The sequence below is a fragment of the Pseudomonas fluorescens genome (genome assembly GCF_001307275.1).
Classification (GTDB): Bacteria; Pseudomonadota; Gammaproteobacteria; order Pseudomonadales; family Pseudomonadaceae; genus Aquipseudomonas; species Aquipseudomonas fluorescens_AA.
Window position 1 is genome coordinate 3316152 of sequence record NZ_CP012831.1, and the last position, 22229, is coordinate 3338380.

32 protein-coding genes are annotated in these 22229 nt (G+C 55.7%); all 32 read left to right on the top strand.

The window, feature by feature from the left end:
• The first annotated feature begins 56 nt into the window (after positions 1 to 56).
• The 32 genes from rpoC (at position 57) to AO356_RS14785 (ending at position 22210) form a co-directional block, all read left to right on the top strand.
• Entirely contained in the window at positions 57 to 4256 is a 4200-nt protein-coding gene (gene rpoC / locus AO356_RS14635) for a DNA-directed RNA polymerase subunit beta' (RefSeq protein ID WP_047230482.1), read from the top strand.
• Positions 4257 to 4472: 216 nt separating this feature from the next.
• Positions 4473 to 4844, top strand: a complete 372-nt coding sequence (gene rpsL, locus AO356_RS14640; RefSeq protein ID WP_003186084.1) for a 30S ribosomal protein S12 — start codon at positions 4473 to 4475, stop codon at positions 4842 to 4844.
• A gap of 102 nt (positions 4845 to 4946) precedes the next feature.
• The gene (gene rpsG / locus AO356_RS14645; protein ID WP_003186074.1) at positions 4947 to 5417 is read left to right on the top strand and encodes a 30S ribosomal protein S7; all 471 of its coding nucleotides are present in this window, start codon (positions 4947 to 4949) and stop codon (positions 5415 to 5417) included.
• 30 nt (positions 5418 to 5447) lie between these two features.
• A complete protein-coding gene (fusA, locus tag AO356_RS14650; protein WP_060740393.1) occupies positions 5448 to 7553 on the top strand; it encodes an elongation factor G in 2106 nt (701 codons plus the stop codon).
• Between the two features lie 31 nt (positions 7554 to 7584).
• The gene (gene tuf / locus AO356_RS14655; RefSeq protein ID WP_003186103.1) at positions 7585 to 8778 is read left to right on the top strand and encodes an elongation factor Tu; all 1194 of its coding nucleotides are present in this window, start codon (positions 7585 to 7587) and stop codon (positions 8776 to 8778) included.
• A gap of 155 nt (positions 8779 to 8933) precedes the next feature.
• Complete coding sequence (gene rpsJ / locus AO356_RS14660) at positions 8934 to 9245, top strand: 30S ribosomal protein S10 (RefSeq protein ID WP_003186070.1); 312 nt, start codon at positions 8934 to 8936, stop codon at positions 9243 to 9245.
• A gap of 80 nt (positions 9246 to 9325) precedes the next feature.
• Positions 9326 to 9961: a 50S ribosomal protein L3 gene (rplC, locus tag AO356_RS14665; protein WP_003186059.1), complete on the top strand. Its 636-nt coding sequence runs from the start codon at positions 9326 to 9328 to the stop codon at positions 9959 to 9961.
• A 12-nt stretch (positions 9962 to 9973) separates the two neighbouring features.
• Positions 9974 to 10576, top strand: coding sequence for a 50S ribosomal protein L4 (rplD, locus tag AO356_RS14670; protein ID WP_003186057.1), 603 nt, complete (start codon positions 9974 to 9976; stop codon positions 10574 to 10576).
• Positions 10573 to 10872 (top strand): 50S ribosomal protein L23, encoded by a 300-nt coding sequence (gene rplW, locus AO356_RS14675; RefSeq protein WP_002555488.1) that lies wholly within the window; start codon positions 10573 to 10575, stop codon positions 10870 to 10872. Before rplD ends, rplW begins: the two co-directional genes overlap by 4 nt.
• Before the next feature lie 14 nt (positions 10873 to 10886).
• Positions 10887 to 11711, top strand: coding sequence for a 50S ribosomal protein L2 (gene rplB, locus AO356_RS14680; protein WP_003186055.1), 825 nt, complete (start codon positions 10887 to 10889; stop codon positions 11709 to 11711).
• 16 nt (positions 11712 to 11727) lie between these two features.
• Positions 11728 to 12003 carry a 30S ribosomal protein S19 gene (rpsS, locus tag AO356_RS14685; protein ID WP_002555486.1) on the top strand — a complete coding sequence of 92 codons (276 nt, stop codon included), beginning with the start codon at positions 11728 to 11730 and terminating at the stop codon, positions 12001 to 12003.
• 11 nt (positions 12004 to 12014) lie between these two features.
• The gene (gene rplV / locus AO356_RS14690; protein ID WP_003103908.1) at positions 12015 to 12347 is read left to right on the top strand and encodes a 50S ribosomal protein L22; all 333 of its coding nucleotides are present in this window, start codon (positions 12015 to 12017) and stop codon (positions 12345 to 12347) included.
• 13 nt (positions 12348 to 12360) lie between these two features.
• Positions 12361 to 13047 (top strand): 30S ribosomal protein S3, encoded by a 687-nt coding sequence (rpsC, locus tag AO356_RS14695; RefSeq protein WP_003176422.1) that lies wholly within the window; start codon positions 12361 to 12363, stop codon positions 13045 to 13047.
• Positions 13048 to 13059: 12 nt separating this feature from the next.
• A complete protein-coding gene (gene rplP / locus AO356_RS14700; RefSeq protein ID WP_025215754.1) occupies positions 13060 to 13473 on the top strand; it encodes a 50S ribosomal protein L16 in 414 nt (137 codons plus the stop codon).
• Complete coding sequence (gene rpmC, locus AO356_RS14705; protein ID WP_002555481.1) at positions 13473 to 13664, top strand: 50S ribosomal protein L29; 192 nt, start codon at positions 13473 to 13475, stop codon at positions 13662 to 13664. The genes rplP and rpmC overlap by 1 nt, the downstream gene beginning before the upstream one ends.
• A 2-nt stretch (positions 13665 to 13666) precedes the next feature.
• Positions 13667 to 13933: a 30S ribosomal protein S17 gene (gene rpsQ, locus AO356_RS14710; protein WP_003194644.1), complete on the top strand. Its 267-nt coding sequence runs from the start codon at positions 13667 to 13669 to the stop codon at positions 13931 to 13933.
• Between the two features lie 23 nt (positions 13934 to 13956).
• The gene (gene rplN, locus AO356_RS14715) at positions 13957 to 14325 is read left to right on the top strand and encodes a 50S ribosomal protein L14 (protein WP_002555479.1); all 369 of its coding nucleotides are present in this window, start codon (positions 13957 to 13959) and stop codon (positions 14323 to 14325) included.
• 11 nt (positions 14326 to 14336) lie between these two features.
• Positions 14337 to 14651, top strand: coding sequence for a 50S ribosomal protein L24 (gene rplX, locus AO356_RS14720; protein ID WP_003186046.1), 315 nt, complete (start codon positions 14337 to 14339; stop codon positions 14649 to 14651).
• A 20-nt stretch (positions 14652 to 14671) separates the two neighbouring features.
• Positions 14672 to 15211 carry a 50S ribosomal protein L5 gene (rplE, locus tag AO356_RS14725; RefSeq protein WP_003186044.1) on the top strand — a complete coding sequence of 180 codons (540 nt, stop codon included), beginning with the start codon at positions 14672 to 14674 and terminating at the stop codon, positions 15209 to 15211.
• 13 nt (positions 15212 to 15224) lie between these two features.
• A complete protein-coding gene (gene rpsN, locus AO356_RS14730) occupies positions 15225 to 15530 on the top strand; it encodes a 30S ribosomal protein S14 (protein WP_003186042.1) in 306 nt (101 codons plus the stop codon).
• A gap of 210 nt (positions 15531 to 15740) precedes the next feature.
• Positions 15741 to 16133, top strand: coding sequence for a 30S ribosomal protein S8 (gene rpsH, locus AO356_RS14735; protein WP_017848802.1), 393 nt, complete (start codon positions 15741 to 15743; stop codon positions 16131 to 16133).
• Positions 16134 to 16145: 12 nt separating this feature from the next.
• Positions 16146 to 16679, top strand: a complete 534-nt coding sequence (gene rplF, locus AO356_RS14740; protein WP_003186039.1) for a 50S ribosomal protein L6 — start codon at positions 16146 to 16148, stop codon at positions 16677 to 16679.
• A gap of 10 nt (positions 16680 to 16689) precedes the next feature.
• Positions 16690 to 17040 (top strand): 50S ribosomal protein L18, encoded by a 351-nt coding sequence (rplR, locus tag AO356_RS14745; protein WP_003186037.1) that lies wholly within the window; start codon positions 16690 to 16692, stop codon positions 17038 to 17040.
• A 3-nt stretch (positions 17041 to 17043) separates the two neighbouring features.
• Positions 17044 to 17544, top strand: coding sequence for a 30S ribosomal protein S5 (gene rpsE / locus AO356_RS14750; protein WP_003186035.1), 501 nt, complete (start codon positions 17044 to 17046; stop codon positions 17542 to 17544).
• A gap of 2 nt (positions 17545 to 17546) precedes the next feature.
• Complete coding sequence (rpmD, locus tag AO356_RS14755) at positions 17547 to 17723, top strand: 50S ribosomal protein L30 (RefSeq protein WP_003176408.1); 177 nt, start codon at positions 17547 to 17549, stop codon at positions 17721 to 17723.
• 3 nt (positions 17724 to 17726) lie between these two features.
• Complete coding sequence (gene rplO / locus AO356_RS14760; protein ID WP_003186032.1) at positions 17727 to 18164, top strand: 50S ribosomal protein L15; 438 nt, start codon at positions 17727 to 17729, stop codon at positions 18162 to 18164.
• Positions 18165 to 19493, top strand: a complete 1329-nt coding sequence (gene secY / locus AO356_RS14765) for a preprotein translocase subunit SecY (RefSeq protein WP_003186029.1) — start codon at positions 18165 to 18167, stop codon at positions 19491 to 19493.
• A 30-nt stretch (positions 19494 to 19523) separates the two neighbouring features.
• Positions 19524 to 19640 (top strand): 50S ribosomal protein L36, encoded by a 117-nt coding sequence (gene rpmJ / locus AO356_RS30960; RefSeq protein WP_002555468.1) that lies wholly within the window; start codon positions 19524 to 19526, stop codon positions 19638 to 19640.
• A 130-nt stretch (positions 19641 to 19770) separates the two neighbouring features.
• Positions 19771 to 20127: a 30S ribosomal protein S13 gene (gene rpsM, locus AO356_RS14770; RefSeq protein WP_003186020.1), complete on the top strand. Its 357-nt coding sequence runs from the start codon at positions 19771 to 19773 to the stop codon at positions 20125 to 20127.
• A gap of 30 nt (positions 20128 to 20157) precedes the next feature.
• Positions 20158 to 20547, top strand: a complete 390-nt coding sequence (gene rpsK / locus AO356_RS14775) for a 30S ribosomal protein S11 (protein ID WP_002555466.1) — start codon at positions 20158 to 20160, stop codon at positions 20545 to 20547.
• A gap of 18 nt (positions 20548 to 20565) precedes the next feature.
• Entirely contained in the window at positions 20566 to 21186 is a 621-nt protein-coding gene (rpsD, locus tag AO356_RS14780) for a 30S ribosomal protein S4 (protein WP_003176404.1), read from the top strand.
• A 22-nt stretch (positions 21187 to 21208) separates the two neighbouring features.
• On the top strand, positions 21209 to 22210 hold the full coding sequence (locus tag AO356_RS14785) for a DNA-directed RNA polymerase subunit alpha (protein ID WP_003186012.1): 1002 nt from the start codon (positions 21209 to 21211) through the stop codon (positions 22208 to 22210).
• Positions 22211 to 22229: the final 19 nt, after the last annotated feature.

Here is a 22229-nt window from a genome sequence, read left to right on the forward strand (position 1 = left end):
GCGAATCGAGAGCGGGGCTGTTTTGCCCGCTCTCTGCTCCGCCAGGAGGAAAGGCCTTGAAAGACCTACTGAATTTGCTGAAAAACCAGGGTCAAGTCGAAGAGTTCGACGCCATCCGTATTGGATTGGCCTCGCCTGAGATGATCCGTTCGTGGTCGTTCGGTGAAGTTAAAAAGCCGGAAACCATCAACTACCGTACGTTCAAACCTGAGCGTGACGGCCTGTTCTGCGCCAAGATCTTTGGCCCGGTAAAGGATTACGAGTGCCTGTGCGGTAAGTACAAGCGCTTGAAGCACCGTGGTGTGATCTGCGAGAAGTGCGGCGTTGAAGTCGCGCTGGCAAAAGTTCGTCGTGAGCGCATGGCGCACATCGAGCTGGCCTCGCCGGTTGCCCACATCTGGTTCCTGAAATCGCTGCCGTCCCGTATCGGCCTGCTGATGGACATGACCCTGCGTGATATCGAACGTGTTCTCTACTTCGAGAGCTACGTCGTTATCGATCCAGGCATGACCACCCTTGAAAAAGGTCAGTTGCTGAACGACGAGCAGTACTTCGAAGCGCTGGAAGAATTCGGCGACGATTTCGATGCTCGCATGGGTGCCGAAGCTGTCCGCGAACTGCTGCACGCTATCGACCTGGAACACGAGATTGGCCGCCTGCGCGAAGAAATTCCGCAAACCAACTCCGAAACCAAGATCAAGAAGCTGTCCAAGCGTCTGAAGTTGATGGAAGCCTTCCAGGGTTCCGGCAACCTGCCAGAGTGGATGGTGCTGACCGTTCTGCCGGTACTGCCGCCAGACCTGCGTCCACTGGTTCCGCTCGATGGCGGTCGCTTCGCGACTTCCGATCTCAACGATCTGTATCGTCGAGTGATCAACCGTAACAACCGCTTGAAGCGCCTGCTCGATCTGTCCGCTCCGGACATCATCGTGCGCAACGAAAAGCGTATGTTGCAGGAAGCGGTCGACGCATTGCTCGACAACGGTCGTCGTGGCCGCGCTATCACCGGTTCCAACAAGCGTCCTCTGAAATCCCTGGCTGACATGATCAAGGGTAAGCAGGGTCGTTTCCGTCAGAACTTGCTCGGTAAGCGTGTTGACTACTCCGGTCGTTCGGTTATTACCGTAGGCCCGACCCTGCGTCTGCACCAGTGCGGTCTGCCTAAGAAAATGGCCTTGGAACTGTTCAAGCCGTTCATTTTCGGCAAGCTGGAAATGCGTGGTCTCGCTACCACCATCAAAGCGGCCAAGAAAATGGTCGAGCGCGAGCTGCCAGAAGTCTGGGACGTTCTCGCTGAAGTGATTCGCGAACACCCAGTGTTGCTCAACCGTGCACCGACCCTTCACCGTCTGGGTATCCAGGCGTTTGAACCGGTACTGATCGAAGGTAAGGCTATCCAGCTGCACCCGCTGGTCTGTGCTGCGTACAACGCCGACTTCGACGGCGACCAAATGGCCGTGCACGTGCCGCTGACGCTGGAAGCCCAGCTCGAAGCGCGCGCGTTGATGATGTCGACCAACAACATCCTGTCGCCAGCCAACGGTGAGCCAATCATCGTTCCGTCGCAGGACGTTGTATTGGGTCTGTACTACATGACTCGTGAGGCGATCAACGCCAAGGGCGAAGGTCGTGTGTTCGCGGATCTGCAGGAAGTTGACCGTGTGTTCCGTGCCGGCGAAGCCGCACTGCATGCCAAGGTCAAGGTGCGGATCAACGAAACCGTGAACGACCGTGATGGCGGCAGCGTGACCAACACCCGTATCGTCGACACCACCGTCGGCCGTGCGCTGTTGTTCCAGGTTGTGCCAAAAGGCCTGTCCTTCGACGTCGTCAACCTGCCGATGAAGAAGAAGGCGATCTCCAAGCTGATCAACCAGTGCTACCGCGTGGTTGGTCTGAAAGAGACCGTGATCTTCGCTGACCAGTTGATGTACACCGGTTTTGCCTATTCGACCATTTCCGGCGTTTCCATCGGCGTTAACGACTTCGTTATCCCGGATGAAAAAGCCCGCATCATCGGTGCTGCCACCGAAGAAGTGAAAGAGATCGAAAGCCAGTATGCCTCCGGCCTGGTAACCCAGGGCGAGAAGTACAACAAGGTGATCGACCTCTGGTCCAAGGCGAACGACGAAGTCTCCAAGGCGATGATGGCCAACCTCTCGAAAGAGAAAGTCATCGACCGTCATGGCAACGAAGTCGACCAGGAATCGTTCAACTCGATGTACATGATGGCCGACTCGGGCGCACGGGGTTCTGCTGCGCAGATCCGTCAGCTCGCCGGTATGCGTGGCCTGATGGCCAAGCCGGACGGCTCCATCATCGAGACCCCGATTACCGCGAACTTCCGTGAAGGCTTGAGCGTACTCCAGTACTTCATCTCCACTCACGGTGCTCGTAAGGGTCTTGCGGATACCGCGTTGAAAACCGCGAACTCCGGTTACCTGACTCGTCGTCTGGTAGACGTCGCGCAGGATCTGGTCGTGACCGAGATCGATTGCGGCACCGAACATGGCCTGGTCATGACGCCGCACATTGAAGGCGGTGACGTTGTAGAGCCGTTGGGTGAACGCGTATTGGGTCGTGTCATCGCTCGTGACGTATTCAAGCCGGGTACCGAGGACGTGATCGTTCCTGCCGGCACCCTGGTTGACGAGAAGTGGGTCGAGTTCATCGAACTCAACAGCATCGACGAAGTGATCGTGCGTTCGCCGATCAGCTGCGAAACCCGCTATGGCATCTGCGCCAAGTGCTACGGTCGCGACCTGGCACGTGGTCACCAGGTGAACATCGGTGAAGCGGTCGGCGTTATCGCTGCCCAGTCCATCGGTGAGCCGGGTACCCAGCTGACGATGCGTACGTTCCACATCGGTGGTGCGGCAAGCCGGACCTCCGCTGCCGACAGCGTCCAGGTGAAGAATGGCGGTACTGTCCGTCTGCACAACCTCAAGCACGTAGAGCGCGTGGACGGTCACCTGGTGGCTGTATCCCGTTCCGGTGAGTTGGCCATCGCTGACGACTTCGGTCGCGAGCGCGAGCGTTACAAGCTGCCTTACGGTGCTGTGATTTCGGTCAAGGAAGGTGACAAGGTCGACGCTGGCGCCATCGTGGCCAAGTGGGACCCGCACACCCACCCGATCGTGACCGAGATGAAAGGTACCGTGACCTACGTGGGCATGGAAGAAGGCATCACGATCAAGCGTCAGACCGACGAATTGACCGGTATGACCAACATTGAAGTACTCGACGCGAAAGATCGTCCAGCTGCCGGCAAGGACATCCGTCCGGCCGTGAAGATGGTCGACGACAACGGCAAGGATCTGTTGCTGCCAGGCACTGACGTAATCGCTCAGTACTTCCTGCCAGCCAACGCCCTGGTCGGTGTAGCGGACGGTGCGCGGATCGCGATCGGTGATGTTATCGCCCGTATCCCGCAGGAAACTTCGAAAACCCGCGACATCACCGGTGGTCTGCCGCGTGTTGCCGACTTGTTCGAAGCCCGTCGTCCGAAAGAAGCCTCGATTCTGGCTGAAGTCAGCGGCACCATCGCGTTCGGTAAAGAGACCAAGGGCAAGCGCCGCCTGGTCATTACACCGAACGACGGTAGCGATCCGTACGAAGAGCTGATTCCGAAGTGGCGTCACCTGAACGTCTTCGAAGGCGAACAGGTAAACCGCGGCGAAGTTATCTCGGACGGCCCGAGCGATCCACACGACATCCTGCGTCTGCTGGGTGTGAGTGCACTGGCCAAGTACATCGTGAACGAGATCCAGGACGTTTACCGTCTGCAAGGCGTGAAGATCAACGACAAGCACATCGAGACCATCCTGCGTCAGATGCTGCGTAAGGTCGAGATCGCTGAATCCGGCGACTCGAGTTTCATCAAGGGCGACCAGATGGAACTGACTCACGTACTGGTGGAAAACGAGCGCCTGGCGACCGAAGACAAGTTTGTCTCCAAGTTCACTCGCGTGCTGCTGGGTATCACCAAGGCGTCGTTGTCCACCGAATCGTTCATCTCGGCGGCTTCCTTCCAGGAAACCACCCGTGTACTGACCGAAGCGGCGGTAACCGGCAAGCGCGATTACCTGCGCGGCCTGAAAGAAAACGTGGTCGTGGGTCGTCTGATCCCGGCCGGTACCGGTTTGGCCTATCACAGCGAGCGCAAGCGTCGCCGTGATGCCGACAAGCCGTTGCGCGTAAGCGCCAGTGAAGTGGAAGCTGCACTGACCGAAGCACTGAACTCGAGTGGTAACTGAGTTCTGCGGTAATTGAGTGCCTGGCCCTGGTCGCCCCGTTCGGCGGATCGAGACAAATTGTCGAGATCCGGCGGGCGGGGAGGTCGGGGCCTTGCCTTGACTGGGGACAAGATCCTCTTTAGACTCTTGATCCCCTAAATTTGGCGGGAATTCGTTCCTGCCATTTTGCTTTTCTTGTAAGACAATAGCGTCGCAAGACAACAGTGGAGCTAGTAGATGGCAACTATCAACCAGCTGGTACGTCAGCCGCGTAAGCGTATCGTCGAGAAATCCGACGTGCCTGCGCTGCAGAACTGCCCGCAACGTCGTGGCGTATGCACTCGTGTGTATACCACCACGCCGAAAAAACCTAACTCGGCACTGCGTAAAGTATGCCGTGTGCGTCTGACCAACGGTTTCGAGGTTTCCTCGTACATCGGCGGTGAAGGCCACAACCTGCAAGAACACAGCGTGGTCCTGATCCGCGGCGGTCGTGTAAAAGACTTGCCAGGTGTTCGTTACCACACCGTTCGCGGCTCTTTGGATACTTCCGGCGTTAAAGGTCGTAACCAAGGTCGTTCGAAGTACGGTACCAAGCGTCCGAAATAATCGGCCGTTTAGCAGTTTTTAATTTTATTGAGTCGATAAGAGTAAGGTCGGGCACGCATCCGCTGTCCCGGGCTAACCTGAAGACCGTTTGAGGGCTTATCAATGCCAAGACGTCGCGTAGCAGCCAAACGTGAGATTCTGGACGATCCGAAATACGGAAGCCAGATTCTCGCCAAGTTCATGAACCACGTAATGGAAAGCGGCAAGAAAGCCGTTGCCGAGCGTATTGTTTATGGCGCACTGGACAAAGTTAAGGAACGCAAGAACAGCGATCCCCTGGAAATCTTCGAGAAAGCTCTCGACGCCATCGCTCCGCTGGTCGAAGTGAAGTCGCGCCGTGTAGGCGGTGCTACTTACCAGGTTCCGGTCGAAGTTCGTCCGTCCCGTCGTAACGCCCTGGCAATGCGCTGGCTGGTAGACTTCGCCCGCAAGCGCGGCGAGAAGTCCATGGCTCTGCGTTTGGCTGGTGAACTGTTGGACGCTGCTGAAGGTAAAGGTGCTGCAGTTAAGAAGCGTGAAGACGTGCACCGTATGGCTGAAGCCAACAAGGCTTTCTCGCACTACCGCTTCTAATTTTAGCGTCACTCAATTTGCGAGGGCTTTATGGCTCGTACTACACCGATTAACCGCTACCGTAACATCGGTATCGTTGCTCACGTGGATGCTGGTAAGACCACCACCACCGAGCGCGTCCTTTTTTACACCGGCAAGAGTCACAAAATGGGCGAGGTGCATGACGGCGCCGCGACCACAGACTGGATGGTGCAGGAGCAGGAGCGTGGTATTACCATTACTTCTGCTGCTATCACTGCCTTCTGGAAAGGTTCCGAGAAGCAGTACCCGCACGAGCACCGCTTCAACGTTATCGATACCCCGGGCCACGTAGACTTCACCATCGAAGTTGAACGTTCCCTGCGCGTACTCGACGGCGCTGTCGTTGTGTTCTGTGGTACTTCGGGTGTTGAGCCTCAGTCGGAAACCGTATGGCGTCAGGCCAACAAATACGGCGTTCCACGTCTTGTTTACGTAAACAAGATGGACCGTGCTGGTGCCAACTTCCTGCGCGTGATCGCTCAGATCAAGCAGCGCCTGGGTCACACTCCGGTGCCGATCCAGCTGGCTATCGGTTCCGAAGACAACTTCCAGGGTCAGATCGATCTGATCAACATGCAAGCTGTCTACTGGAACGATTCCGACAAGGGCATGGTCCCTGTTCGCAAGGACATTCCTGCCGAGCTGTTGGAAGAAGCCGAGCAATGGCGCAGCAACATGGTTGAGGCTGCGGCCGAAGCCAGCGAAGAGCTGATGAACAAGTACCTCGAAGGTGAAGAGCTCACCAACGAGGAAATCAAGGCCGCTCTGCGTCAGCGTACTATCGCTGGTGAGATCGTTCTGGCTGTTTGCGGTTCTTCCTTCAAGAACAAGGGTGTTCCCCTGGTTCTCGACGCCGTTATCGACTTCCTGCCTGCTCCAACCGACATTCCTGCTATCAAGGGTTCCAACCCGGATAACGAGGAAGAGGAAATGGAGCGTCACGCAAGTGACGACGAGCCGTTCGCGGCTTTGGCGTTCAAGATCGCTACCGACCCATTCGTGGGTACCTTGACCTTTGTTCGAGTTTACTCGGGCGTGTTGGCCTCCGGCGACGGTGTGATCAACTCGGTAAAAGGCAAGAAAGAGCGTGTGGGTCGTATGGTGCAGATGCACGCAAACGCCCGTGAAGAAATCAAGGAAGTACGCGCTGGCGACATCGCGGCCTTGATCGGCATGAAGGACGTCACCACCGGTGAAACTTTGTGCAACGCTGACAAGCCAATCATCCTGGTTCGCATGGACTTCCCGGAGCCGGTTATTTCGGTTGCCGTTGAGCCTAAGACCAAGGACGACCAGGAAAAAATGGGTATCGCTCTGGGCAAGCTTGCTCAGGAAGACCCGTCTTTCCGCGTCAAGACCGATGAAGAGACTGGTCAAACGATCATCTCCGGCATGGGCGAGTTGCACCTGGACATCCTGGTTGACCGGATGCGCCGTGAGTTCAACGTCGAAGCCAACATCGGTAAGCCTCAGGTTTCCTATCGTGAGCGCATCACGAAGAGCTGTGAAATCGAAGGCAAGTTCGTTCGCCAGTCCGGCGGTCGTGGCCAGTTCGGTCACTGCTGGATTCGTTTTGCACCGGCTGACGAAGGTCAGGAAGGTCTGCAATTCCTGAACGAAGTCGTAGGTGGTGTGGTTCCTAAGGAATACATCCCGGCGATCCAGAAGGGTATCGAAGAGCAGATGAAGAACGGCGTTGTCGCCGGCTATCCGCTGATCGGCCTGAAGGCGACTGTGTTCGATGGTTCTTACCATGACGTCGACTCCAACGAGATGGCGTTTAAGGTGGCTGCCTCCATGGCAACCAAGCAGCTGGCCCAGAAGGGTGGCGGTGAGTTGCTTGAGCCGATCATGGCGGTGGAAGTCGTTACGCCTGAAGACTACATGGGTGATGTCATGGGCGACCTTAACCGTCGTCGTGGCATGATTCTGGGTATGGAAGATACGGTTTCCGGCAAAGTGATTCGTGCCGAGGTGCCGTTGGGCGAGATGTTCGGTTACGCAACCGACGTTCGTTCCATGTCTCAGGGTCGCGCAAGCTACTCTATGGAATTCAAAAAATACAATACAGCTCCGTCGCATATCGTCGAGACTGTTACCAAAAAGCAAGGCTGATTCAGCCCCTTTAAGCTAGGAGTTAATTGTCGTGGCTAAAGAAAAATTTGAACGGAACAAACCGCACGTCAACGTTGGCACCATCGGTCACGTTGACCACGGTAAAACCACGCTGACCGCTGCTCTGACCCGTGTCTGCTCCGAAGTTTTCGGTTCGGCCAAGGTTGACTTCGACAAGATCGACAGCGCCCCGGAAGAGAAAGCTCGCGGTATTACCATCAACACCGCTCACGTTGAATACGATTCGGCCGTGCGTCACTACGCACACGTTGACTGCCCAGGTCACGCCGACTACGTAAAAAACATGATCACCGGTGCTGCCCAGATGGATGGCGCGATCCTGGTTTGCTCGGCCGCTGATGGTCCGATGCCACAAACCCGTGAGCACATCCTGCTGTCCCGTCAGGTAGGCGTTCCGTACATCGTTGTCTTCCTGAACAAGGCTGACATGGTTGACGACGCTGAGCTGCTGGAACTGGTTGAGATGGAAGTGCGCGACCTGCTGAGCACTTACGACTTCCCAGGTGATGACACTCCAATCATCATCGGTTCGGCTCTGATGGCTCTGAACGGCCAAGACGACAACGAAATGGGCACCACTGCTGTCAAGAAGCTGGTGGAAACTCTGGACAGCTACATCCCAGAGCCAGAGCGCGCTATCGACAAGCCGTTCCTGATGCCAATCGAAGACGTATTCTCGATCTCCGGTCGCGGTACTGTTGTGACTGGTCGTGTTGAGCGTGGCATCGTCCGTATCCAGGAAGAAGTTGAGATCGTCGGTCTGCGCGACACTCAGAAAACTACCTGCACCGGCGTTGAAATGTTCCGCAAGCTGCTCGACGAAGGTCGTGCTGGCGAGAACTGCGGCGTACTGCTGCGCGGCACCAAGCGTGACGACGTTGAGCGTGGCCAGGTTCTGGTCAAGCCAGGCACCGTCAAGCCGCACACCAAGTTCACCGCAGAAGTCTACGTTCTGAGCAAGGAAGAAGGCGGCCGTCACACTCCGTTCTTCAAAGGCTACCGTCCACAGTTCTACTTCCGTACAACTGACGTGACTGGTAACTGCGAGCTGCCAGAAGGCGTTGAAATGGTAATGCCAGGTGACAACATTCAGATGACTGTTACCCTGATCAAGACCATCGCGATGGAAGACGGTCTGCGTTTCGCTATCCGTGAAGGCGGTCGTACCGTCGGCGCTGGCGTCGTAGCCAAAGTCATCGAGTAAGTCTCTTTTAGAGTCAGCTTGATGAGTTGAAAAGCCCCCGCTTAGCGGGGGCTTTTTTATTGGGTTGACACCTATCAGGGGCGTCTATAGAATTGCGCCTCCTTTTAACGGGCGTATTGCGCCCGGTGGGAATAGCAGCCGGAGTCTGAAATCCAATGCAAAATCAGCAAATCCGTATCAGGTTGAAGGCTTTTGACCATCGCCTGATCGACCAATCCACCCAGGAAATCGTGGAAACCGCGAAACGTACTGGTGCTCAAGTGCGTGGTCCAATTCCACTGCCTACCCGTAAAGAGCGGTTCACCGTTCTGGTCTCCCCGCACGTCAACAAAGACGCGCGTGACCAGTACGAGATCCGTACTCATAAGCGCGTTCTGGACATCGTCCAGCCAACGGATAAAACCGTTGATGCTCTTATGAAGCTTGATCTTGCGGCCGGTGTGGAAGTGCAGATCAGCCTCGGCTAAGACTCGGTCTTAGTCGTGTAACGCTCTGAAATGGGCGGCCATAGCGGGTGAAAGCCCCGTACACTCATGAGGTTTACAACATGACTATTGGTGTAGTCGGTCGTAAATGCGGTATGACCCGTATTTTCACCGAAGAAGGTGTCTCCATTCCGGTCACGGTCATTGAGATCGAGCCGAATCGCGTCACCCAGTTCAAAACTGAAGAGACCGATGGCTATCGTGCAGTGCAAGTCACTGTCGGCGAGCGTCGTGCTTCGCGTGTAACAGCAGCTCAGGCTGGCCACTTCGCCAAGGCGAACGTTGCCGCTGGTCGTACCGTAATGGAATTCCGCCTTGAAGAAGGCGAGTACCAGGCCGGCGATCTGATCAACGCTGAAATCTTCGCCGCTGGCCAACTGGTTGATGTAACCGGTCAGTCCAAGGGTAAAGGCTTCCAGGGTACGATCAAGCGTTGGAACTTCCGCGGGCAAGATAACACCCACGGTAACTCCGTATCCCACCGCGTTCCAGGCTCTATCGGCCAGTGCCAGACTCCTGGTCGTGTATTCAAGGGCAAAAAAATGTCCGGTCATATGGGCGCTGAGCGCGTGACCGTGCAGTCCCTCGAAGTAGTGCGCGTGGACGCTGAACGCAATCTGTTGTTGGTCAAGGGCGCTGTTCCTGGCGCTACTGGCGGCAACTTGGTTGTACGTCCAGCAGCCAAGGCTCGCGGTTAAGGGGAAGCTGACATGCAATTAAATGTAAATGACGCTCAAGCGATCGAAGTTTCCGAACTGACATTTGGCGGCGAATTCAACGAGACGCTGGTTCACCAAGCAGTCGTGGCCTACATGGCCGGCGGCCGTCAAGGTAGCAAGCAGCAAAAGACCCGTTCCGACGTTTCCGGTGGCGGCAAGCGCCCATGGCGTCAGAAAGGTACTGGCCGTGCTCGTGCCGGTACTATCCGTAGCCCAATCTGGCGTGGCGGCGGTACCACTTTCGCAGCTCGTCCTCAGGATCACTCCCAGAAGCTGAACAAGAAGATGTATCGCGCAGCAATGCGTTCCATCCTTGCTGAGCTGGTGCGTACTGATCGTCTGGTCGTGGTTCAGGACTTCGCTGTTGAAGCACCGAAAACCAAAGATCTGCTGAACAAGCTGAACGGCATGGGCCTGACTGACGTCCTGATCGTGTCTGACGCTGTTGATCAGAACCTGTACCTGGCTGCTCGCAACCTGCCACACGTCGACGTTCGTGACGTGCAGGGTTCCGATCCGGTCAGTCTGATCGCATACGACAAGGTGTTGATCACCGTGTCGGCCGTGAAGAAATTCGAGGAGCTGCTGGGATGAACCAGGAACGCGTATTTAAAGTTCTGCTTGGCCCGCACGTTTCCGAGAAGGCTACGGTTCTGGCAGACAAGAAAGGCCAGTTCGTTTTCAAGGTTGCTACCGACGCAACCAAGCTGGAAATCAAGAAGGCCGTCGAAAGCCTGTTCAGCGTGAAAGTAGAGCGCGTGACTACCCTGAACGTTCTGGGTAAAAGCAAGCGCACTGCTCGCGGTCTGGGCAAGCGTAATGACTGGAAGAAGGCAGTTATCTCCCTTCAGCCAGGCCAAGATCTCGATTTCAGCAGCAGTGCTGAGTAAGGAAGGGGTGCATCATGGCAATCGTTAAATGCAAACCGACTTCCCCTGGCCGCCGTTTTGTGGTCAAGGTGGTCAACCAGGAGCTGCATAAAGGCGCTCCTCACGCACCGCTGCTCGAGAAAAAATCGAAGTCTGGTGGTCGTAACAACAATGGCCGTATTACCACTCGTCACATCGGTGGTGGTCATAAGCAGCATTATCGTCTGGTCGACTTCCGTCGCAACGACAAGGATGGCATCGCTGCCACCGTCGAGCGTATCGAATACGATCCAAACCGTACTGCTCACATCGCTCTGCTGCTGTACGCAGATGGCGAGCGTCGCTACATCATCGCCCCTAAAGGCGTGAGTGCTGGCGACCAGCTGATCGCAGGTGCCCTGGCACCGATCAAGCCGGGCAACGCTCTGCAACTGCGTAACATTCCAGTTGGTAGCACCGTACACGGCATCGAATTGAAGCCAGGTAAAGGCGCACAGATCGCTCGTTCCGCTGGTGCTTCGGCTCAGCTGATCGCTCGTGAAGGTGTCTACGTGACCCTGCGTCTGCGTTCTGGTGAGATGCGTAAAGTACTGGCTGAATGCCGTGCGACCCTGGGCGAAGTCTCGAACTCCGAGCACAGCCTGCGTTCGTTGGGTAAAGCTGGTGCCAAGCGCTGGCGTGGCGTTCGCCCAACCGTTCGTGGTGTTGCCATGAACCCGGTTGACCACCCACATGGTGGTGGTGAAGGTCGTACCTCTGGTGGTCGTCATCCGGTATCGCCATGGGGCTTCCCGACTAAGGGCGCGAAGACTCGTGGTAATAAGCGTACCGACAAAATGATCGTCCGTCGTCGCAAGTAAATAGAGGGATACGACAGTGCCACGTTCTCTGAAAAAAGGTCCTTTTATTGATCTTCACCTACTGAAGAAGATCGAAGTGGCGGCGGAAAAGAATGATCGCAAACCAGTTAAGACCTGGTCGCGTCGTTCGATGATCCTGCCACAAATGGTCGGTCTGACCATCGCAGTACACAACGGTCGCCAACACGTCCCAGTTCTCGTGAACGAAGACATGGTCGGCCACAAACTGGGCGAGTTCGCCGGTACCCGCACATACCGTGGGCACGTGGCTGACAAGAAAGCCAAGCGTTAAGGGGTAAGGAAATGGAAGTAGCCGCTAAGTTGTCGGGCGCTCGAATCTCCGCCCAGAAAGCCCGCTTGGTCGCCGACCAGATCCGCGGGAAGAAGGTGGGCGAAGCGCTCAACCTGTTGGCTTTCAGCAGTAAGAAAGCCGCCGAGATCATGAAGAAAGTGCTGGAGTCGGCCGTAGCCAACGCCGAGCATAACGAAGGCGCAGACGTTGATGACCTGAAGGTCAGCACCGTTTTCGTCAACGAAGGGCGTTCGCTGAAGCGCATCATGCCACGTGCCAAAGGCCGTGCTGATCGCATCGTCAAGCGGTCTTGCCATATCACTGTCAAGGTTGCTGACAAGTAACGGAGTCGAAGAGATGGGTCAGAAAGTACATCCCATTGGCATTCGCCTGGGAATCGTCAAGGAGCACACCTCCGTCTGGTACGCAGACGGTCGGACTTATGCGGACTACTTGTTCGCTGATCTGAAGGTGCGTGAGTATCTCCAAGACAAACTAAAAAGCGCGTCCGTAAGCCGTATCGATATCCATCGTCCGGCGCAGACTGCACGTATCACCATCCACACCGCTCGTCCAGGTATCGTTATCGGGAAGAAAGGTGAAGATGTTGAGAAACTGCGTCAGGACCTGACCAAGCAAATGGGTGTGCCTGTGCACATCAATATCGAAGAGATCCGCAAGCCGGAGCTCGACGGTATGCTGGTTGCGCAGAGCGTAGCTCAGCAGCTGGAGCGTCGCGTAATGTTCCGTCGCGCTATGAAGCGCGCTGTACAGAACGCCATGCGCATTGGTGCCAAAGGCATCAAAATCCAAGTGAGCGGTCGTCTCGGCGGTGCTGAAATCGCACGTACTGAATGGTATCGCGAAGGTCGTGTGCCACTGCACACCCTGCGTGCCGACATCGACTATGCCAACTACGAAGCTCACACCACCTACGGTGTGATCGGTGTAAAGGTTTGGATCTTCAAAGGCGAAGTAATTGGTGGTCGCCAAGAAGAACTGAAGCCACAAGCACCAGCGCCTCGTAAAAAAGCTGCTAAGTAAGGGGTACGCCAAATGTTGCAACCAAAGCGTACGAAGTTCCGCAAGCAAATGACCGGTCACAACCGTGGCCTGGCATTGCGCGGTAGCAAAGTCAGCTTCGGCGAGTTCGCGCTGAAGTCTGTTGCTCGTGGTCGTCTCACCGCTCGTCAGATCGAGTCAGCGCGTCGTGCTCTGACCCGTCACGTAAAACGTGGCGGCAAGATCTGGATCCGTGTATTCCCGGACAAGCCTATTTCCAAGAAGCCACTCGAAGTTCGGATGGGTAAAGGTAAGGGTAACGTCGAATACTGGGTTGCCCAGATTCAGCCAGGCAAAGTCCTGTATGAAATCGAGGGTGTAACTGAAGAGCTGGCGCGTGAGGCTTTTGCCCTGGCTGCTGCAAAGCTGCCGCTCGCCACCGCCTTTGTTAAACGGACGGTGATGTGATGAAAGCGAATGAACTTCGTGAAAAATCAGCACAGCAGCTGAACGAGCAACTGCTCGGCCTGCTGCGCGACCAGTTCAATCTGCGTATGCAGAAAGCAACTGGCCAGTTGGGGCAGTCTCATCTGCTCTCGCAAGTTAAGCGTGATATCGCTCGCGTGAAAACTGTGCTCAACCAGCAGGCAGGTAAGTAATCATGGCTGAAGCCGAAAAAACTGTCCGTACGCTGACTGGCCGTGTTGTCAGCGACAAGATGGACAAAACCATCACCGTTCTGATCGAGCGTCGCGTTAAGCACCCGATCTACGGTAAATACGTTAAGCGTTCGACTAAGCTGCACGCGCACGACGAAACCAATCAGTGCCACATCGGCGACAAAGTCACTATTCGTGAAACTCGTCCGATGGCCAAGACCAAGTCTTGGGCGCTGGTTGATGTTCTCGAACGCGCTGTGGAAGTCTAAGGGCTAGGGGTCGGAGAAATTATATGATTCAGACTCAATCCATGCTCGATGTGGCCGATAACAGCGGCGCTCGCCGTGTTATGTGCATCAAGGTGCTGGGTGGCTCCCATCGTCGTTACGCTGGTATCGGTGACATCATCAAAGTTACCGTCAAGGAAGCAATTCCTCGCGGTAAGGTGAAAAAAGGCCAAGTGATGACTGCTGTCGTAGTCCGCACTCGCCATGGCGTTCGTCGTGCTGACGGCTCCATCATCCGCTTTGATGGCAACGCTGCTGTTCTGTTGAACAACAAGCAAGAGCCGATCGGCACCCGTATCTTTGGGCCAGTGACCCGTGAACTTCGTACTGAGAAGTTCATGAAGATCGTCTCGCTCGCCCCAGAAGTGCTGTAAGGAGATCCGACATGCAAAAGATTCGTCGTGACGACGAGATCATCGTGATCGCCGGCAAAGACAAAGGTAAGCGCGGTAAGGTGCTGAAGGTTCTTGCTGACAACCGTCTGGTTGTTGGTGGTCTGAACCTGGTCAAGCGTCATACCAAGCCTAACCCGATGTCGGGCGTACAGGGCGGTATCGTCGAGAAAGAAGCGCCACTGCACGCTTCCAACGTCGCCATCTTCAACGGCGAAACCAACAAGGCTGACCGCGTTGGTTTCAAAGTAGAAGACGGTAAGAAAATTCGTGTCTTCAAGTCGACCCAAAAAGCGGTTGATGCTTGAACACTGCTAGGTAGAAGACCATGGCACGACTAAAAGAGATTTACCGGAAGGAAATCGCACCGAAACTTAAGGAAGAACTTAAGCTTTCGAACGTGATGGAAGTTCCGCGCGTTACCAAAATCACCCTGAACATGGGTCTGGGCGAAGCGATCGGCGACAAAAAAGTCATCGAGCACGCTGTTGCTGACCTGGAAAAGATCACCGGTCAGAAAGTCGTCGTGACTTACGCTCGGAAATCCATCGCTGGCTTTAAAGTCCGTGAAGGTTGGCCGATCGGCGTCAAAGTGACCCTGCGCCGTGAGCGTATGTACGAGTTCCTGGATCGTCTGCTGTCGATCTCCCTGCCTCGGGTTCGCGACTTCCGCGGCCTGAATGCCAAGTCCTTCGATGGTCGTGGCAACTACAGCATGGGCGTTAAAGAGCAGATCATTTTCCCGGAAATCGATTACGACAAGATCGACGCTCTCCGCGGTCTGGACATTACCCTGACCACCACTGCTCGGACGGATGACGAAGGTCGCGCACTGCTGCGCGCTTTCAAATTCCCGTTCCGCAACTGATTGGAGTAGGAAAATGGCCAAGAAGAGCATGAAGAACCGTGAGCTGAAGCGTCAGCTCACCGTTGCCAAGTACGCCACCAAGCGTGCAGCGCTGAAAGCTATCATCGTTGATCTGAACGCAAGTCCAGAAGCGCGTTGGGAAGCTACCGTAGCCCTGCAGAAGCAGCCACGTGACGCAAGCGCCTCGCGCATGCGTAACCGCTGCCGCCTGACTGGTCGTCCGCACGGCGTGTACCGCAAGTTCGGCCTTGGCCGTAACATGCTGCGTCAAGCTGCAATGCGTGGTGACGTTCCAGGTCTGGTTAAAGCCAGCTGGTAAGCACTGTCAAAGTCGCGGCGTTCGGGATCGCAAGATCCTGACCGTCGGTGGCCTTGAACTTGAATCAAGCCCCTATTGGGGCTTGATTCATTTGTGGGGTGTGTCTAGAATACCCGGCTCGCCTGAGCCCGTGTTTTTATTGCGCGGATGTGCTCGGCGACACGTACTAGCCGAAAGGCTAATTTTTTGTGTATTAGGAGCGTCTAGCCCATGAGTATGCAGGACCCGTTAGCGGACATGCTAACTCGTATCCGTAATGCCCAGATGGCTGAAAAGTCCGTCGTAAGCATGCCATCTTCTACGTTGAAGGTAGCTGTTGCCAAAGTCCTGAAGGACGAAGGTTACATTGCGGGTTATCAGATCAGCAGCGAAATCAAGCCTCTGCTGTCCATCGAGCTGAAGTACTTCGAAGGCCGTCCGGTCATCGAGGAAGTGAAGCGCGTTAGCCGTCCTGGCCTGCGTCAGTACAAGTCCGTCGAGGATCTGCCAAAAGTTCGTGGCGGCCTGGGCGTGTCTATCGTCTCCACCAACAAAGGTGTGATGACGGATCGTGCTGCGCGCGCTGCCGGTGTCGGCGGCGAAGTTCTTTGCACTGTGTTCTAAGGGGGGATAAGCATGTCACGCGTCGCTAAGAACCCCGTTAAGCTGCCAGCCGGTGTCGAAGTCAAATTCGCAGGCCAACAGCTTTCGGTGAAGGGTGCCAAGGGCACTCTGCAACTGAACATCCATTCGTCCGTTGAGATCGTTGAAGAAGCTGGTGAGCTGCGTTTCGCTGCTCGCAATGGCGATCAACAGACTCGCGCAATGGCTGGTACCACTCGTGCGTTGGTAAACAACATGGTCCAAGGCGTAAGCCAAGGCTTCGAGCGCAAGCTCCAGCTGGTCGGTGTTGGTTACAAAGCGCAAGCAAAAGGCACAGTGCTGAACCTGGCTCTTGGCTTCTCGCACCCAGTGGATTATGAACTGCCGGAAGGCATCACCGCTGAGACTCCTAGCCAGACCGATATCCTGATCAAGGGCATCGACAAGCAGCTGGTAGGTCAAGTGGCCGCCGAGATCCGCGACTTCCGTCCACCAGAGCCGTACAAAGGCAAAGGTGTGCGCTACGCGGACGAAGTCGTCCGTCGTAAAGAAGCCAAGAAGAAGTAGGGCATAGCAAATGACCGACAAAAAAGTTACTCGACTGCGTCGCGCTCGCAAAGCACGCCTGAAAATGCACGAACTCGAAGTCGTGCGTCTCTGCGTGTTCCGCTCGTCGCAGCACATCTACGCCCAGGTCATTTCGGCCGACGGCAACAAAGTCCTGGCAAGTGCCTCGACTTTGGATAAAGAACTGCGTGATGGCGCCACTGGCAACATCGACGCGGCCACTAAGGTTGGCCAGCTGGTCGCTACGCGTGCTAAAGCCGCTGGCGTCTCGCAGGTGGCTTTCGACCGCTCTGGCTTCAAGTACCACGGCCGCGTCAAGGCGCTGGCTGATGCTGCTCGTGAAGCTGGGCTGGAGTTCTAAGTTATGTCAAATAACGACCAAAAGCGCGACGAAGGCTACATCGAGAAGCTGGTTCAAGTTAACCGCGTAGCCAAAACCGTTAAAGGCGGCCGTATCTTCACTTTCACTGCGTTGACCGTAGTGGGTGATGGTAAAGGCCGTGTTGGCTTCGGCCGTGGCAAGTCGCGTGAAGTGCCTGCTGCGATCCAGAAGGCAATGGAAGCTGCTCGCCGCAACATGATCCAGGTTGATCTGAACGGCACCACCCTGCAGTACGCAATGAAGTCCGCCCATGGCGCTTCGAAGGTGTACATGCAGCCTGCTTCTGAAGGTACCGGTATCATCGCTGGCGGCGCTATGCGTGCTGTCCTCGAAGTTGCTGGCGTTCAGAACGTTCTGGCCAAGTGCTACGGCTCGACTAACCCGGTAAACGTGGTTCACGCCACTTTCAAGGGTTTGAAAGCAATGCAGTCTCCTGAATCCATTGCCGCCAAGCGTGGCAAAAGCGTCAAGGAGATCTTCTGATCATGGCTACCGTAAAAGTAACGCTGATCAAAAGCATGACCGGCCGCATCCCTAACCACAAACTGTGTGTTAAGGGTCTGGGTCTGCGTCGCATCGGTCACACTGTAGAAGTCCAGGATACTCCCGAGAATCGCGGGATGATCAACAAGGCTTACTACATGCTGCGTGTCGAGGGTTAATCGATGAAACTCAATGATCTGAGTCCGGCGCCGGGTTCCCGTCGCGAAAAGCATCGTCCGGGCCGTGGTATCGGTAGTGGTTTGGGCAAGACCGGTGGCCGTGGCCACAAAGGTCAGACCTCCCGCTCCGGTGGCACCATTGCTCCAGGCTTTGAAGGCGGTCAACAGCCGCTGCATCGTCGCCTGCCGAAGTTCGGTTTCGTTTCCCTGAAAGCCATGGACCGCGCAGAAGTGCGTCTGTCCGAGCTGGCCAAAGTGGACGGCGACATCGTCACCGTGCAGTCCCTGAAGGATGCCAACGTGATCAACCAGAACGTACAGCGTGTGAAAATCATGCTGTCGGGCGAAGTTGCTCGTGCTGTCACCATCGGAAAGGGAATCGGCGCCACCAAAGGTGCGCGTGCGGCTATCGAAGCAGCTGGCGGCAAGTTCGAGGAATAAATGGCTAAGCAAGGTGCTCTCTCTGCGCTCGGCAAAGGCGGTATGTCTGAACTCTGGGCTCGTCTGCGTTTTCTGTTCCTGGCGATTATCGTCTACCGAATAGGCGCACACATCCCGGTTCCAGGTATCAACCCGGACCGACTCGCGGACCTGTTTCGACAGAATGAGGGGACCATTCTTAGCTTGTTCAACATGTTTTCCGGCGGCGCGCTGGAGCGGATGAGCATCTTTGCACTGGGGATCATGCCGTACATTTCGGCATCGATCATCATGCAACTGATGAGCGCCGTCAGCCCGCAGCTGGAGCAGTTGAAGAAGGAAGGTGAAGCTGGCCGTCGCAAGATCAGCCAGTACACCCGCTACGGCACTGTCGTCCTCGCTCTCGTTCAGGCCATTGGCATGTCCATTGGCCTGGCGGGGCAGGGCGTTTCGTTCACTGCTGACTTCAGCTTTCATTTCGTTGCGGTAACCACGTTTGTGGCGGGCGCGATGTTCATGATGTGGCTGGGTGAGCAGATTACTGAGCGTGGTGTTGGCAACGGTATCTCGATGTTGATCTTCGCAGGTATCGTCGCCGGTCTTCCGAGAGCGATCGGGCAGTCTTTCGAGTCTGCGCGTCAGGGTGATATCAACATTTTCGCCCTGGTTGCCATCGGTCTGCTGGCAGTAGCGATTATCGGTTTCGTGGTGTTCATCGAGCGTGGTCAGCGGCGTATTGCCGTTCACTACGCCAAGCGTCAGCAGGGCCGCAAGGTGTTTGCTGCGCAGACCAGCCACTTGCCGTTGAAGGTGAACATGGCCGGCGTAATTCCGGCTATTTTCGCGAGCAGCATCCTGCTGTTCCCGGCTTCGTTGGGTGCCTGGTTCGGCCAGTCTGAAGGTATGGGCTGGTTGCAGGACATCTCGCAGTCGATCGCTCCTGGTCAGCCGTTGAATATTCTGCTGTTTAGTGCAGGGATTATTTTCTTCTGCTTCTTCTATACGGCGTTGATGTTCAATCCGAAAGACGTAGCGGAAAACCTGAAGAAGTCCGGTGCCTTTATTCCGGGCATCCGTCCAGGTGAGCAGTCTGCGCGCTACATTGATGGCGTTCTGACTCGCTTGACCATGTTCGGTGCTCTTTACATGACGGCCGTCTGTCTGTTGCCCCAGTTCCTGGTGGTTGCGGCAAACGTACCGTTCTACCTTGGCGGGACCTCGTTGCTGATCGTGGTCGTGGTTGTGATGGACTTCATGTCCCAAGTACAATCGCACCTCGTTTCGCACCAGTACGAATCCCTGATGAAGAAAGCCAACCTGAAGGGCTACGGCAGCGGCATGTTGCGCTGAGTAGCGTCCATAAGGTTCGAGGAGTTGGTGATGAAAGTTCGTGCATCGGTGAAAAAGCTGTGCCGCAACTGCAAGATTATTCGCCGCGAAGGTGTTGTTCGGGTAATTTGCAGCGCGGAACCGCGTCACAAACAGCGCCAAGGCTGAGTGTGATTGTGCTTTAAGCCCGGCAGCTAGTGCGCTGCCGGGTTGATTATTTGTTATTACAGCGATATTATCTCGCGCCCTATTTCTTGGCTTCCGGGGCGTAGGTAGCTGTCAATTGGAGTCCCACTGAATGGCCCGTATTGCAGGCGTCAACATTCCAGATAACAAGCATACTGTTATCTCGCTGACCTACATCTATGGTGTTGGTCGCACTACTGCACAGAAAATTTGTGCAGTGACTGGGGTCAACCCAGCGGCAAAGATCAAAGATCTGAGCGACGAGCAGATTGAACAGCTGCGTGGCGAAGTGGCGAAGTTCACCACTGAAGGTGACCTGCGTCGCGAAATCAACATGAAAATCAAGCGCTTGATGGACCTCGGTTGCTATCGCGGTCTGCGTCATCGTCGTGGTCTGCCAGTACGCGGTCAGCGTACCAAGACCAACGCGCGTACCCGTAAAGGTCCGCGTAAGCCGATCCGCAAGTAATCGCCCCAGCGAATCGACAGGAATTTAATCATGGCAAAACCTGCTGCTCGTCCTCGTAAAAAAGTTAAAAAGACAGTGGTTGATGGCATCGCCCACATCCATGCTTCTTTTAACAACACCATCGTGACCATTACCGACCGTCAAGGTAACGCTCTTTCCTGGGCTACCTCCGGTGGTTCGGGTTTCCGCGGTTCCCGCAAGTCCACCCCGTTCGCTGCTCAAGTAGCTGCTGAGCGTGCTGGTCAAGCTGCGCTGGAATACGGCCTGAAAAACCTCGACGTGAACGTCAAGGGTCCAGGTCCAGGTCGTGAATCCGCAGTCCGCGCTTTGAACGGCTGTGGCTACAAGATCGCCAGCATCACCGACGTGACGCCAATCCCGCACAACGGGTGCCGTCCGCCGAAGAAGCGCCGCGTGTAATCCAGGAGATTGTAAAGAATGGCTCGTTACATTGGTCCAAAATGCAAACTCGCTCGTCGCGAAGGCACCGATCTTTTTCTGAAGAGCGGCGTGCGCGCGATCGAATCGAAGTGCAACATTGAAGCAGCACCTGGTATCCACGGCCAACGCCGCGGTCGCCAGTCCGATTACGGCACCCAACTGCGTGAAAAGCAGAAGGTCCGTCGTATCTACGGCGTTCTCGAGCGTCAATTCAGCGGCTACTACAAAGAAGCAGCTGGCAAGAAAGGCGCAACCGGCGAAAACCTGTTGCAACTGCTCGAATGCCGTCTGGACAACGTTGTATACCGTATGGGCTTCGGTTCTACTCGTGCCGAATCCCGTCAGCTGGTATCGCACAAGTCGATCAGCGTTAACGGTCAGACCGTAAACGTTCCGTCCTACCAGGTTCGTGCTGGTGACGTGGTTGCTGTTCGCGAGAAAGCAAAGAACCAACTTCGCATTGTCCAAGCTCTCGATCTGTGTGCCCAACGTGGCCGCGTAGAATGGGTAGAAGTAGACACTGAGAAGAAGTCGGGCGTTTTCAAGAACGTTCCTGCTCGCAGTGATCTGTCCGCCGACATCAACGAAAGCCTGATTGTCGAGCTCTACTCCAAGTAAGGGCTAGAAAATAGGTGCATCCATGCAGATTTCGGTAAATGAGTTCCTGACACCCCGCCATATTGATGTGCAGGTTGTCAGTCCAACCCGCGCCAAGATCACACTCGAGCCTCTCGAGCGTGGTTTCGGCCACACCCTGGGCAACGCGCTGCGCCGCATCCTGTTGTCCTCAATGCCCGGCTGTGCAGTAGTCGAGGCCGAGATTGACGGTGTGCTCCACGAGTACAGCGCCATCGAAGGTGTACAGGAAGACGTAATTGAAATCCTGTTGAACCTGAAAGGTCTGGCTATCAAGCTGCACGGTCGTGACGAAGTTACGCTGACCTTGTCGAAGAAGGGTTCGGGGGTGGTTACCGCTGCCGATATTCAGCTGGATCATGATGTCGAGATCGTTAACCCCGATCACGTAATCGCTAACCTGGCGTCTAACGGCGCCCTGAACATGAAGCTCACCGTAGCTCGTGGTCGTGGTTATGAACCGGCAGACTCGCGTCAGAGCGATGAAGACGAAAGCCGCAGCATCGGTCGCTTGCAGCTTGACTCTTCGTTCAGCCCGGTTCGCCGTATCGCATACGTGGTGGAAAACGCCCGTGTCGAACAGCGTACCAACCTGGACAAGCTGGTTATTGATCTGGAAACCAACGGTACCCTGGATCCTGAAGAGGCTATCCGCCGTGCTGCAACCATCCTGCAACAGCAGTTGGCTGCGTTCGTCGACCTCAAGGGTGACAGTGAGCCAGTGGTTGTCGAGCAGGAAGACGAGATCGATCCGATCCTGCTTCGCCCGGTTGACGATCTGGAACTGACTGTACGTTCGGCTAACTGCCTTAAGGCGGAAAACATCTACTACATCGGCGACCTGATTCAGCGTACCGAAGTAGAGCTGTTGAAGACTCCGAACCTTGGCAAGAAATCCTTGACTGAAATCAAGGACGTTCTGGCCTCCCGCGGTCTGTCCCTCGGCATGCGCCTCGACAACTGGCCGCCTGCAAGTCTTAAGAAGGACGACAAGGCGACTGCCTGATCGTCGTAATCACCGAACG

Coding starts and splice junctions, on each gene's coding strand:
- rpmC (WP_002555481.1), top strand. CDS start 13,473: ATGAAAGCGAATGAACTTCGTGAAAAATCAGCACAGCAGCTGAACGAG.
- rpmD (WP_003176408.1), top strand. CDS start 17,547: ATGGCTACCGTAAAAGTAACGCTGATCAAAAGCATGACCGGCCGCATC.
- rplO (WP_003186032.1), top strand. CDS start 17,727: ATGAAACTCAATGATCTGAGTCCGGCGCCGGGTTCCCGTCGCGAAAAG.
- fusA (WP_060740393.1), top strand. CDS start 5,448: ATGGCTCGTACTACACCGATTAACCGCTACCGTAACATCGGTATCGTT.
- rpsM (WP_003186020.1), top strand. CDS start 19,771: ATGGCCCGTATTGCAGGCGTCAACATTCCAGATAACAAGCATACTGTT.
- AO356_RS14785 (WP_003186012.1), top strand. CDS start 21,209: ATGCAGATTTCGGTAAATGAGTTCCTGACACCCCGCCATATTGATGTG.
- rplX (WP_003186046.1), top strand. CDS start 14,337: ATGCAAAAGATTCGTCGTGACGACGAGATCATCGTGATCGCCGGCAAA.
- rpsD (WP_003176404.1), top strand. CDS start 20,566: ATGGCTCGTTACATTGGTCCAAAATGCAAACTCGCTCGTCGCGAAGGC.
- rplB (WP_003186055.1), top strand. CDS start 10,887: ATGGCAATCGTTAAATGCAAACCGACTTCCCCTGGCCGCCGTTTTGTG.
- rplR (WP_003186037.1), top strand. CDS start 16,690: ATGACCGACAAAAAAGTTACTCGACTGCGTCGCGCTCGCAAAGCACGC.
- rplV (WP_003103908.1), top strand. CDS start 12,015: ATGGAAGTAGCCGCTAAGTTGTCGGGCGCTCGAATCTCCGCCCAGAAA.
- rpsC (WP_003176422.1), top strand. CDS start 12,361: ATGGGTCAGAAAGTACATCCCATTGGCATTCGCCTGGGAATCGTCAAG.
- rplN (WP_002555479.1), top strand. CDS start 13,957: ATGATTCAGACTCAATCCATGCTCGATGTGGCCGATAACAGCGGCGCT.
- rpsH (WP_017848802.1), top strand. CDS start 15,741: ATGAGTATGCAGGACCCGTTAGCGGACATGCTAACTCGTATCCGTAAT.
- rplF (WP_003186039.1), top strand. CDS start 16,146: ATGTCACGCGTCGCTAAGAACCCCGTTAAGCTGCCAGCCGGTGTCGAA.
- rplD (WP_003186057.1), top strand. CDS start 9,974: ATGCAATTAAATGTAAATGACGCTCAAGCGATCGAAGTTTCCGAACTG.
- rpsQ (WP_003194644.1), top strand. CDS start 13,667: ATGGCTGAAGCCGAAAAAACTGTCCGTACGCTGACTGGCCGTGTTGTC.
- rpsG (WP_003186074.1), top strand. CDS start 4,947: ATGCCAAGACGTCGCGTAGCAGCCAAACGTGAGATTCTGGACGATCCG.
- secY (WP_003186029.1), top strand. CDS start 18,165: ATGGCTAAGCAAGGTGCTCTCTCTGCGCTCGGCAAAGGCGGTATGTCT.
- rpsN (WP_003186042.1), top strand. CDS start 15,225: ATGGCCAAGAAGAGCATGAAGAACCGTGAGCTGAAGCGTCAGCTCACC.
- rplC (WP_003186059.1), top strand. CDS start 9,326: ATGACTATTGGTGTAGTCGGTCGTAAATGCGGTATGACCCGTATTTTC.
- rpsJ (WP_003186070.1), top strand. CDS start 8,934: ATGCAAAATCAGCAAATCCGTATCAGGTTGAAGGCTTTTGACCATCGC.
- rpmJ (WP_002555468.1), top strand. CDS start 19,524: ATGAAAGTTCGTGCATCGGTGAAAAAGCTGTGCCGCAACTGCAAGATT.
- rpsE (WP_003186035.1), top strand. CDS start 17,044: ATGTCAAATAACGACCAAAAGCGCGACGAAGGCTACATCGAGAAGCTG.
- rpsL (WP_003186084.1), top strand. CDS start 4,473: ATGGCAACTATCAACCAGCTGGTACGTCAGCCGCGTAAGCGTATCGTC.
- rpsK (WP_002555466.1), top strand. CDS start 20,158: ATGGCAAAACCTGCTGCTCGTCCTCGTAAAAAAGTTAAAAAGACAGTG.
- rplP (WP_025215754.1), top strand. CDS start 13,060: ATGTTGCAACCAAAGCGTACGAAGTTCCGCAAGCAAATGACCGGTCAC.
- rplW (WP_002555488.1), top strand. CDS start 10,573: ATGAACCAGGAACGCGTATTTAAAGTTCTGCTTGGCCCGCACGTTTCC.
- rplE (WP_003186044.1), top strand. CDS start 14,672: ATGGCACGACTAAAAGAGATTTACCGGAAGGAAATCGCACCGAAACTT.